Genomic DNA, 10,823 nt, shown 5'->3' with positions numbered 1-10,823 from the left:
GCAGGCACCGTTCGTGCCGGTACGTCGATCGCACACCGCCGACGTCGTCGTGACGTCGATGCTCATCACGACCTACCTCGGCGGATTCCTGCTCGTCGCCTTCTTCAGCCTGTTCTGGGTGATGGGGACCGACGCGTGCAGCTATCAGACCTGCAACTACGACAACCTCACGTGGGCGTACATCCTCACCGACCTCGTCGGTGGTCTCGTCCTGCTGTCCACCTCGATCGCCGCGATCGTGCTGATGGTCCGCAAGCACATCGCGTTCTGGGTTCCGCTGCTCGGGATGGCGATCCAGATCGTCCTGCTCGTGATCTCGTTCGGTCTGCTCGACAGCATCGCCTCCTGACAGTGCCTGCCGGTCAGCGAACGAGACGCTGCGCGATCCGGCCGTATGCGGCGCCCAGTCGTCGTGGGTCGTCGTGGATCTTCGACGGGAACCACCGGCAGACGTCCACGCACAGCGACGAGATGGCCAGGACCACGTCGTCGACGTCATCGACCGAGAACTCGCCGGAGTCCTTGCCCGCCTGCACGATCGACGCGAGTACGGCGACCGTGTCGCGGCGGATCGCGGTGATCGCCCGGTAGTGCACCGGGGTGAGCGCGCCCAACTCGTACTGCACGACCCGGGCCAGCTGGTGGAACTCCGCCTGCCACGTCGCGAACGCCGAGACCACCGAGGTCAGCCGCTGCAGGACGGGCGCGTCGGGGTAGTCGGCGTCGCGCAGCGCCGCCAGGACAGCCCGGTGTCCGTCGAGGGCGATGGCGTAGAGCAACTCCTCCTTGGAACGGAAGTGCGGATACATCGCGGTGGCGCTCATGTTGAGCCGCTTGGTGATCTGGCGCGTCGAACTGCCCGCGTAGCCCGATTCGGCGAACGCCTCTATCGCGGCTCGTCGGATGCGATCCGCGGCGGCGGAGTCGCCGACGGCGGTGTCGGTGGTCATACCGCTCCCCTCCTGCGTGTCGTGCAGGACCGTTGACGATGCCATGGTCCGGGGAGCATCATAAGCGGGCGCTCATTTGTTAGCGAGTGCTCATTTCCCGGATCGAGGAGAACCAATGGCCGCCCCGCTGTCCCGCCGCGACATCGACTTCCTGCTCTTCGAGTGGCTCGACGTCGCCGCGCTGACCACCCGTGAGCGTTTCACCGAGCACTCCCGGGAGACATTCGACGACGTCCTCGACCTCAGTGCCGACATCGCGACCAAGATGTTCGCGACGCACAACAAGAAGGGCGACCAGAACGAGCCCTACATCGGTGACGACGGGAAGGTCGTCCTCATCGACGAGGTGCAGGCCGCACTCGACGAGTTCACCAAGTCGGGCCTGATGGCCGGGTCGTTCGACGAATCGGTCGGCGGCCTGCAGCTACCCAACGTCATCGGCAAAGCCGCCCTGGCGTGGTTCCAGGCGGCGAATCCGTCGTCATCGACATACCCGTTCCTCACCATCGGCAATGCCAACCTGTTGATCGAGTACGGCACCCCCGAGCAGATCGACACCTGGGTCCGGCCCATGGTCGAGGGTCGCTTCTACGGGACCATGTGCCTGTCCGAACCACAGGCCGGGTCGTCGCTGGCGGACATCACCACCAAGGCCATCCCCGCCGGCGACGGCAGCTACCGGGTCACCGGCACCAAGATGTGGATCTCCGCCGGTGAACACGAACTGAGCGAGAACATCGTCCACCTGGTGCTCGCCAAGACGCCTGGCGGACCTCCCGGCGTGAAGGGCATCTCGCTGCTCATCGTGCCGAAGTACCTCGCCGACGGAACCCGCAACGACGTCGCCCTGGTGGGCTTGAACCACAAGATGGGTAACCGCGGCACCACCAACACTCTGCTCAACTTCGGCGACGGAACACACACTCCCGCCGACGAGAAGGGCGCTGTCGGCTATCTGGTCGGCGAGGAGCACCACGGCCTGATGTACATGTTCCACATGATGAACGAGGCTCGGATCGGCGTCGGATTCCTCGCCACCGCAATCGGTTACGCCGGCTACCTCGCCTCGCTCGAGTACGCCAAGGTACGCACCCAGGGACGCCCGTTGGACAACAAGGACCCGAGCTCGCCCGCGGTCCCGATCATCGACCACGCCGACGTCCGCCGCATGCTGCTGGCTCAGAAGTCCTACGTGGAAGGCGCTCTCGCACTCACCCTGTACTGCGCGCAGCTCGTCGACGACGAGCAGACCACCACCGGCGCCGACCGAGACCGGACCCATCTGCTGCTCGAGGTGCTCACCCCCATCGCCAAGAGCTGGCCATCGCAGTGGTGCCTCGAGGCCAACAGCCTGGCCATCCAGGTGCTCGGCGGGTACGGCTACACCAAGGAGTTCGACGTCGAGCAGTACTACCGCGACAACCGCCTCAACCCCATCCACGAAGGCGCGCACGGCATCCACGGCCTCGACCTGCTGGGTCGCAAGGTCGTCATGCAGGACGGGGCGGGTCTGAAACTGTTGGTCGAGACGATCACCGCGACCATCGATCGCGCCGAGGCAGCGGGCGCAGACGCCGCGACATACGCCGCGGATCTGCGGCGCGCGGTCGATCGGTTGACCGAGGTCACCGTCGCACTGTGGTCGGTCGGCGATCCGGCCACCACCCTCGCGAACTCGACGGTCTACCTCGAGGCGACCGGCCACGTCGTCCTCGCCTGGATCTGGCTGGAGCAGCTGCTGGCGGTCGGCGAGAGCACCGGCGACTTCTACGACGGCAAACGTGCTGCGGCGCAGTACTTCTTCCGATACGAGCTGCCGAAGACCGGCCCACAGTTCGACCTGCTGGCCTCACTCGACCGCACGACGCTGGATCTGGAGCCCTCCTGGTTCTAGCCCGTCACCCGTTTCGGCGCAGGGTGGAGGCCATGCGTGCGGCGGTGGGCGCATCGACGGCGCCGGGGACGCCCTGCCGCAGCGAGATCACGAAAAGGACGGTTCCCTGCTGACCGGGAACCGTGGTGGCGATCATGCTGTGCACTGCGGTGGGTCCGACGCACGCCGACGACTCGATGCCGGTGACCGTGGCGACGATCTGCACGGCCGGCGCACCGCCGACGGTCAGCGCCGTAGGCGCACTGAGCGATACGTCCGGCACACGACCGGATTCCGAGGTGTAGATCTCTTTGACGAGGCCCGCCTCGGCACGGACGGCGACGGTGATGTCATCGGTGTTCGATGCCCCCGGCGTCCCGGCGAGGGCAGCTGAGTTCTTCGGGCACTGGGCGGAGTGGAGGGTGGCCGCTCCGCTCATCGTCCGGATGGGACAGTAGCCGAAGGGCCCGTCCGCACACTTGCCTTCCCAGCCGACCACGGTGCCACAACTCTCGACCTCCCGGCTTGCCGGGACGTCATAGGCAAGACCACGCGAGCCGGACACCGTCTTCCACCCTGCCGGGGGTGCCGGGGCCGGCTTTCGGTGCCGGACACTGGGGATCGGATGGCGATGTCGTGGTGGGTGTGGTGGGGCCCGCCGATGACGACGAGCCCGCCGCACTCACGGGTTCGCCACCGACCGAGACGTTGTGGCGCAGGGCGATCACGGTGACAGCGACCAGTACCGCGACCAGGACGACCGAGACCACACCGACGATCGCGAGGGTCCTGCCGCTACCGCCCCCGGGCGGTTTCTGGCCGTGGATGTTCGGACCTCCGGAGGACCATCCGGGCTGCGGATACTGAGACCACTGCTGCGGAAAGCCCTGGCGCGGATCGTACTCCGGCCCCTGACCTGTCGGATGACCCATCGAACCCCCGTGCTCGTACCGGACGTCCGAACGGTATCACCCGCCCGCGTGCACTCACCGTCTCGCGGCCGTGTCCCGCTCCCCGACCGACGCCCGAAGAAGTCTCAGGTAGCTCGGCATCAGATCGGCCGAGCTCCACCCGGTCGCGGTCGCGCGGGTCGTGTCGAGAACGAAGTCCCGGCCCACGGTGTCGACGACATACGGCGTCAGAAGAGATTCACGACCGATGACGGCGGCCGTGGCGGACATGCCCTTCGCGGCCGTGGCCGCCATCCACACCGGCACGTGCGCCACCGATATCGATCGGCCGAGGGCCGCTTCGAGCACCCCGACGAGCGCTTCGTCCCTGCGCACCGGGGCGAGATCGGCGACGTTGTAGGCGCCGGCATCCCACGCCATCGCCGCGACGCAGGCGGCCGCGAGGTTGTCGACGTGCGTGATCGAGACACTGACGTCGTCGCCGGGCAACACCAGCCGGCGCCCGCGCACAGCACGACGCAGGCGTGGCAACAGATGCGCGTCGCCGGGGCCGTAGACAGCACGCGGTCGAAGAACGACGGCACCTCGATCCCGGGCCAGTGCATCGCCCACTGCCTTCGTTCGGCCGTACTGATTCAGATGCCCTCCGTCGATCGGGTGGTCCTCGGCCACCATGGTGCGGTCGAGGCGCGTGTCGTACACGCTCGACGAGCTCACCCAGACGACCCGACAGTGCTCGGCCGCGGACAGCAGTCTCTTCGCCCCAACGACATTGACCTGCTCGAACGCCGCCGCCCGTGTCCCCGGTCGGGGATCGCCGACGGCGGCGGCGAGGTGTATGACCACGTCGAGGCCGGAGAGATCGGGAACATCGCTCGCGGCATCCCAGCGCCGCCACGGATGGGCACCCGCCGGACGTCGCCCGACGGTGACGATGTCGTGTCCACCGGCGGCGAGCGCTCGCAGTACGGCGCCACCACAGAACCCGGTGGCACCGGTGACCCCGACCCTCATGTCGAGACCACCAGCGAACGCCATGCGGGTAAGGCGCTGTGGCGGTCGGCCCGAGCCGTGCGCACCCTGGGCCTCAGTGGCGCGAGGGCGGCCAGGACATCCGCGAGCTGCGCCCGGGCCAGGGCGGCGCCGGGGCACGCATGGCGCCCTACACCGAAGACCAACTGACTCAACGCCATCGGCGCCGGGCACGTGACCGAGGGATCCCGGCGATGGGCGCCGACCGCATGACGGGTCATCAGCAGGATCTGATCAGCGGGGGTCACCGGACACCCGGCGACCTCCGCCCGCTCCGCGACGGCGCGCGGCAGCAGCGGGGTCGGTGCGAGCACCCGTAACAACTCGGCGACGAGAACCGGGCGCTGCGCATCGTCGCCGGCCGCACCCCAGAGGTCGTCGTCGGCCACCCAGGCGACCGCCCGGGGAAGGGTTGCGTGTGTCGTGGTCACCGCGGCCATCGCCAGCATCGTGCCGCGGGCATCGATCCTGTCGCCGAAGGCCTCGCCTATGTGATCGCGATACCTCCTGCGGCGCAACGACGGAACCTCGGATGCGGCCGCCGACGCCGCGGTGGCGCGGGCCGCCCGCGCGAGGTCGATCGACTGCCCCGTGCTGAGGTCCAGCCCGAGCAGCGCGGCGGTGGTGCGTCCGGCCATTTCGTCGGCGACGCCACACAGGTCGATCAGCTCGCCGGCCCGCAACCGCGCGACCGCATCGTCGAGCACCGGCATCCAGACGTGGCGCAAGGCGGCCACACCCGATGCATCCAGCGTTTCGGCCACCGCACGCCGCGACGCGCGGTGGTCGTCGCCGGACTCGTCGAACAGGGCTCCGACCACGTCGTTCTTCCTGATCACGCCGCCGGTCGTCCGGTCCGACACCCGATCGAGCGGCAGTTCGGTGAGCACGTGTCGCATCGCCTCGGGCTGATTGACGATGACGCGAGACCTGATGCGGCACACCGCCCGATGGCGTATCACTGCCAGACCGGCGAACAGGAAGGGATGCGACGCCCAGTAGACCCGGCGGTCGCGGTTGCGGGCGCTCATCGTGGGATCCTGACGTGAACCTGATCGGCCGTCGGCGGGGTGTAGCGGCGATCCCAGTACCACAGCAACGTCCTGCGCATCCCCCACTCACGCAGGCGGCGCAGGCTGTTCTCGACGACCACCTCCTCTGCCCGAACGACATTCGGCGTGATCTGGCGGGCCCGATTGAGCAGATGGACGTCTTCGGGGCCGGCCTCGAGCGGGCGGCGCACGGCGCCGCCCGCCTGCTCGTATACCGCGCTCGTGATCGCGAACGAATGACCATGGGTCAGGACGTACGGGGCCAGGAACTCCGGCCCGCGGTGCGGTCCGCGGTGGCGCCCGTAGACCGCCAGAATTCTTTGCACTGCAGGCAGGAGCCACCGCTCGACGACCGACGGGTCCTCGTCACGACGAGGGATGCTGGCCCCACAGACGACGTCTGCACCGCGGGCGAAGCGGTCGCGGATGCCCGCGACCCACCCGGGCCGTGGTCGTGCGTCGGCGTCGGTACGCGCCAGCAACTCAGCGCCGTGGGCGATGGCGAAACGCGCCGCGGCGTCGACCGCACATCCGACACCGCGTTCGTCGTCGACCACGAGGTGGACCGGAAACGGTGCGGTGCGCCCGAACTCGCGGACGACGTCCGGGGTTCGGTCGGTCGATCCGTTGTCGCCGACCACGAGAGCGAATTCCAGGTCGCTCTGCCGGGCCAGTGCATCGAGGGTGGCGCCGATACCGGACGCCTCCTGGTACGCCGGAACGATCACCCACAGGGCACGGTCGTCCGCTGGTGCGGGTCGGTGCCACGCCTCGAGCACCGCGGCGACAGAGAGCGCCCGCAGTACCGCGCGCACCGACAACGCGATCCACAACGACGTCGCGACCAGTGTCGCGGCGACACCGAACACCGCATCGCGCCCGGACATCGTCGCGTGCAGATAGAGCCCACCGACTGTCCCCAGTGCGGTGATGGCCACGGTCGCCGCCGCGGCGGCCGACGCGGTACGACGAAGTGTCGGTCGGTCGGTGTCGGGCCAGGGCAGGATCCGCATCGCGATCAGCAGTGTCGCGAACAGCACGGGCACCCCGAGAACGCGCGCGGCCACCGTCGACGGCACCTCGGCGACGATCACGACACCGACAGCCGCGCATCCGAACAAGACGATGGCGAGTCCCACGTCGCGGAGGTTGTCGGAGATCGGATTTCCCGATCCACTGCGCTGGCCGCACACGGCACGACAACCGGTGCGCAGCGCACGAACCGACCGGACGGACAGCCAGCCGATGATGGCGACGGCCACCCAGGTGAGTCGGCGATCGAGGTCGCCTGCCGCGGCGGTGACCACCTCGGTGACCTCCGTCGGGAACACGCGACGGGCGGCGGTGTCGGCCGCGTCGGCGACGGTACCGGGGTCGGCCCACGACAGCACCGTGGCAACCAGCAACAACACCGGGATCAGCCCGAGGATCAGTGAGTAGGTGGTCGCGCTCGCCAACGCGTCGCCGTTGACCGAGGTGTATCGCACATGCGACGCCATCAGCAGCTCCCGCCATCGCCTCAGCATCGCGGCATCCGCATCGCCGAGGCGCCGGCGGCCAGAGCGGCCGTGGCCACGCGATCGGGTTTGCGTGAGCGCCCGGACATCGGCACCGTCGTGATCAGGACGTCGTCGGGTCGAGCGTCGCCGAGCGCAGCGATCGGCCCACGCAGCGACCTGCGGAGCTCACTCTCGCTCACCCCGGGCTCGGGCTCGACCACGAGCACCACGCGTTCATCGAGATCATGGTCTGGCACACCAACGAGCACCGCCTGGGCCACGCCGGCCACGTGCAGCGACGGCTCGTGCAGGCCCGGATAGATGTTGACCGCTCGGCGCAGGATCATGTCTTTCAGGCGCCCGTGCAGGATCACCCGTGTTCCGTCGATGACACCGCGATCACCGGTCGCCACCTCGGCCAGCCGATCCCCACCCAGGTAACGGGTACACATGGCAGATCCCGCGACGACGATCTCTCCGGCGCAATCGGTTCGGGCCGACATGCCCGGCATGAGGTCACCGACGAGGTCCCCGGCGGTGTCGAAATCGGCTTTGTCGCGGGACTCGACGGCCGCCACCGGGAAGGCCTCGGTGAGCGCGTAGACACTCCAGGCCTCGTCGGCACCGGCATCGCGAAGCCGGGTCAGCAGCCGCGTCGACGCCGGTGCAGATCCGGTGAACACGCGCCCGGTGAACCGGGCGCCGTGCTCGAGCAGATCCCGGGCCTGCGGTGGCGTGACGTAGGTGAACTGCGGCGACACCCGGTGGATGGTCCGGCGGTCGATGGACGTCGCGACCGCAGCCCCGGCCAGCAGGGCCGGGAGCATCGCGAACACCGTCGACGCCACCACCGAGTCACCTCTGCGGACCCCGGTCAGCTCCGTCACCGACGCCACGCCGGCAGACATCGTGCGCGGTGAATGCACCACCGCCCGTGGGCGTCCCGTTGTCCCCGAGGTGAACACGAGGACGGCATCCGCGTCGGAGTCGGAGTGATCGGGGGATGGTCGCACCGTCAGTCGTCGGGGCATCACCGTCGCCGGCGCCACCGAGTCGAGCCGCGCCAACTGGATACCGAACAGGCCGACGATGGGCGCCGCAGGTCCCGCCGCCAGTCGGACCAGCGGCTCGGTGATCATCAGACGGACTCCCGCGAGTCGCAGCGATGACGCGAACACCTGCGGGGCGATGCGTGGATCTGCCGCGACGACCCGTAGGCCCAGACGCATCGACGCCAGGAGCACCGCCACCGTCTCGGGTCCCGGCCGCACGGCCAGGCCCACGGTGTCGCCGTGCTGCAGTCCCCGGCTGTGCAACTCACCGGCGACGGCGAGCGCCCGGTCGGCGAGGTCACCCCGGGTTATGACACCGCTCCGCGAGGTGAGGAACGCCGCGGCGTGCGGAGAGGCGCGCAGCTCACCCAGGAGTGACGCGATGTCGGTGGGGGCGGTCATCGCGGATCCGGACTGCGGCGGCCGGGACCACGGTCGAGGTACCAACGCGCGGTGCCCAGGAGTCCGTACGCGCGGATCCGGCGGGTCGAGTTCTCCGACACCATCGTTCGACGATGCTCGATCCGGCCGGTCGTGCGGCGGACGCGGTTGAGAAATGTGCGGTCGGTGGGCGACGGCAGACGCGGCATCCCACCGCACCGCACGTAGAGATCCGCGGTGATCGCCATGTTGTTGCCTGCGTGCATCTGATAGGGAACGAGATACTCCGGTCCGCGGTTGGCGGGTCGCAGACGACCGAAATATGCCGCCGCGATCACCATGACGCGGAACATGATTCGAGCAATCGCGCCGTTCTCGTCGCTCCGTGCCACCAGGTGTCCGCACACGAGTTCGGCGTCTCCGCCGAACGCGCGACGGATCTCGGCGATCCAGTCGGTCCGGGGCAGACAGTCGGCATCGGTGCGCGCGATGTGTGTTGCGCCGGTGGCGATCGCATGGCGGAAACCGGTGTCGACGGCGGCGCCCACACCCTTGCCGTGTTCGGTCAGCACTGTCACCGGGAACGATGCGGTGCTCGCGAACTGCTTGGCGATGATGGGTGTCTGGTCATGCGAACCGTTGTCGACGACGATCAGCGAGAAGTCCTGATCGGTCTGGCACAGCAGTGCCGCCAACGTCGCGGGCAGCATCGCTGCCTCGTTGTAGGCGGGCACGACGATCCACAGGTTCATGGGGCCGGAACGCGGGGCGAGGTCGGACATCGACGGTGATTCCTTTGCATGCGTGGAGCGCTGAACCAGTGACACTAGAGGACCCCATCGCCCTGCGCCTGAGTACTACTACCTGCCTCGCACCGACCACGTCGACGCCTGGGCCGTCGCGTTCCCGGCCGGGGCCGCGGTCGATCAGGTGACGGCGAATCCGTGGTGCCGCTGATCGTGTACGCGGAGGAACCATTCGTCGCACGCATGCCCGCCGTGACATACAAAAGGGACGCAACCGAATTCGGTTGCGTCCCTCTTGCTTCAGACCGTCAGATCACTCTGCGCTCTTGGCCAGCTCCACCGGGGTGTCGGGGAGCTCGACGGGCTTCTTCGATCCGACGAAGGTGAACTTCGCCTCGTCGCCTTCGCCCTCGCCGTCCCAGTTCTCCACGTCGACCAAGATGATCTGGCCGGGGGTGATGTCGTTGAAGAGGATCTTCTCCGACAACTGGTCCTCGATCTCGCGCTGGATGGTGCGACGCAGCGGCCGCGCACCCAGCACCGGGTCGAATCCGCGCTTGGCCAGCAGGCTCTTGGCCTTGTCGGTGACCTCGAGCGCCATGTCCTTGTTCTTCAGCGCGACCTCGACGCGGTTGAGCATGAGGTCGACCATGGAGATGATCTCGTCCTTGGTGAGCTGGTGGAACACGACGATGTCGTCGATACGGTTCAGGAACTCCGGGCGGAAGTGTTTCTTCAGCTCGTCGTTGACCTTCTGCTTCATCCGCTCGTAGTTCGAGCCCGTGCCCTCACCCGAGGTGAAGCCCAGGCCGACGGCCTTCGAGATGTCGGACGTACCGAGGTTCGAGGTGAAGATCAGCACGGTGTTCTTGAAGTCGACCGTGCGTCCCTGACCGTCGGTGAGGCGGCCGTCCTCGAGCACCTGCAGGAGCGTGTTGTAGATCTCCTGGTGGGCCTTCTCGATCTCGTCGAACAGCACCACCGAGAACGGCTTGCGGCGCACCTTCTCGGTGAGCTGGCCGCCCTCTTCGTAGCCGACGTAGCCCGGAGGGGCACCGAACAGCCGCGACGCGGTGAAGCGGTCGTGGAACTCGCCCATGTCGATCTGGATGAGCGCGTCGTCCTCGCCGAACAGGAAGTTCGCCAGCGCCTTGGAGAGCTCGGTCTTACCGACACCGGACGGGCCGGCGAAGATGAACGAGCCCGACGGACGCTTGGGGTCCTTCAGACCGGCGCGGGTACGACGGATCGCCTTGGAGACGGCCTTGACCGCCTCGACCTGGCCGATGATCCGCTTGTGCAGCTCGTCCTCCATGCGGAGCAGACG

10 protein-coding genes are annotated in these 10,823 nt (G+C 68.2%); 2 read left to right on the top strand and 8 right to left on the bottom strand.

Going from position 1 to position 10,823, the window contains the following annotated elements; translation table 11 throughout:
* Positions 1-349: hypothetical protein (locus JHC79_RS07935; RefSeq protein ID WP_296389619.1), on the top strand; the 349-nt coding region annotated here is incomplete at its 5' end.
* Between the two features lie 13 nt (positions 350-362).
* On the opposite strand, the gene JHC79_RS07930 is transcribed toward JHC79_RS07935, so the two are convergent.
* Complete coding sequence (locus tag JHC79_RS07930) at positions 363-950, bottom strand: TetR/AcrR family transcriptional regulator (RefSeq protein ID WP_296389618.1); 588 nt, start codon at positions 948-950, stop codon at positions 363-365.
* Positions 951-1,065: 115 nt separating this feature from the next.
* On the opposite strand from JHC79_RS07930, the gene JHC79_RS07925 reads away from it, so the two are divergent.
* The gene (locus JHC79_RS07925; protein WP_296389617.1) at positions 1,066-2,844 is read left to right on the top strand and encodes an acyl-CoA dehydrogenase; all 1,779 of its coding nucleotides are present in this window, start codon (positions 1,066-1,068) and stop codon (positions 2,842-2,844) included.
* Between the two features lie 4 nt (positions 2,845-2,848).
* On the opposite strand, the gene JHC79_RS07920 is transcribed toward JHC79_RS07925, so the two are convergent.
* The 7 genes from JHC79_RS07920 to JHC79_RS07890 form a co-directional block, all read right to left on the bottom strand.
* Entirely contained in the window at positions 2,849-3,262 is a 414-nt protein-coding gene (locus JHC79_RS07920) for a hypothetical protein (RefSeq protein ID WP_296389616.1), read from the bottom strand.
* Between the two features lie 547 nt (positions 3,263-3,809).
* Positions 3,810-4,748, bottom strand: a complete 939-nt coding sequence (locus JHC79_RS07915; protein ID WP_296389615.1) for an NAD(P)-dependent oxidoreductase — start codon at positions 4,746-4,748, stop codon at positions 3,810-3,812.
* Entirely contained in the window at positions 4,745-5,797 is a 1,053-nt protein-coding gene (locus tag JHC79_RS07910) for a hypothetical protein (protein WP_296389614.1), read from the bottom strand. The genes JHC79_RS07915 and JHC79_RS07910 overlap by 4 nt, the downstream gene beginning before the upstream one ends.
* The gene (locus tag JHC79_RS07905) at positions 5,794-7,317 is read right to left on the bottom strand and encodes a YhjD/YihY/BrkB family envelope integrity protein (RefSeq protein ID WP_296389613.1); all 1,524 of its coding nucleotides are present in this window, start codon (positions 7,315-7,317) and stop codon (positions 5,794-5,796) included. The genes JHC79_RS07910 and JHC79_RS07905 overlap by 4 nt, the downstream gene beginning before the upstream one ends.
* A 20-nt stretch (positions 7,318-7,337) precedes the next feature.
* Entirely contained in the window at positions 7,338-8,771 is a 1,434-nt protein-coding gene (locus JHC79_RS07900; RefSeq protein ID WP_296389612.1) for a class I adenylate-forming enzyme family protein, read from the bottom strand.
* A complete protein-coding gene (locus JHC79_RS07895) occupies positions 8,768-9,532 on the bottom strand; it encodes a glycosyltransferase family A protein (protein ID WP_296389611.1) in 765 nt (254 codons plus the stop codon). Before JHC79_RS07895 ends, JHC79_RS07900 begins: the two co-directional genes overlap by 4 nt.
* Before the next feature lie 277 nt (positions 9,533-9,809).
* The coding region (locus JHC79_RS07890) for an AAA family ATPase (protein ID WP_296389610.1) at positions 9,810-10,823 on the bottom strand (1,014 nt) is incomplete at its 5' end.

The sequence above is a fragment of the Williamsia sp. genome (assembly GCF_016462415.1).
Taxonomy (GTDB): domain Bacteria; phylum Actinomycetota; class Actinomycetes; order Mycobacteriales; family Mycobacteriaceae; genus Williamsia_A.
Note: the sequence above shows the minus strand (reverse complement) of the source record. Positions and strands in the feature narration are given on the sequence as shown.

Excerpts from the sequence above, each read along its gene's own strand:
- JHC79_RS07920 (WP_296389616.1), bottom strand. The coding sequence starts at position 3,262 with ATGAGCGGAGCGGCCACCCTCCACTCCGCCCAGTGCCCGAAGAACTCA.
- JHC79_RS07930 (WP_296389618.1), bottom strand. The coding sequence starts at position 950 with ATGACCACCGACACCGCCGTCGGCGACTCCGCCGCCGCGGATCGCATC.
- JHC79_RS07905 (WP_296389613.1), bottom strand. The coding sequence starts at position 7,317 with ATGGCGTCGCATGTGCGATACACCTCGGTCAACGGCGACGCGTTGGCG.
- JHC79_RS07925 (WP_296389617.1), top strand. The coding sequence starts at position 1,066 with ATGGCCGCCCCGCTGTCCCGCCGCGACATCGACTTCCTGCTCTTCGAG.
- JHC79_RS07895 (WP_296389611.1), bottom strand. The coding sequence starts at position 9,532 with ATGTCCGACCTCGCCCCGCGTTCCGGCCCCATGAACCTGTGGATCGTC.
- JHC79_RS07900 (WP_296389612.1), bottom strand. The coding sequence starts at position 8,771 with ATGACCGCCCCCACCGACATCGCGTCACTCCTGGGTGAGCTGCGCGCC.
- JHC79_RS07910 (WP_296389614.1), bottom strand. The coding sequence starts at position 5,797 with ATGAGCGCCCGCAACCGCGACCGCCGGGTCTACTGGGCGTCGCATCCC.
- JHC79_RS07915 (WP_296389615.1), bottom strand. The coding sequence starts at position 4,748 with ATGAGGGTCGGGGTCACCGGTGCCACCGGGTTCTGTGGTGGCGCCGTA.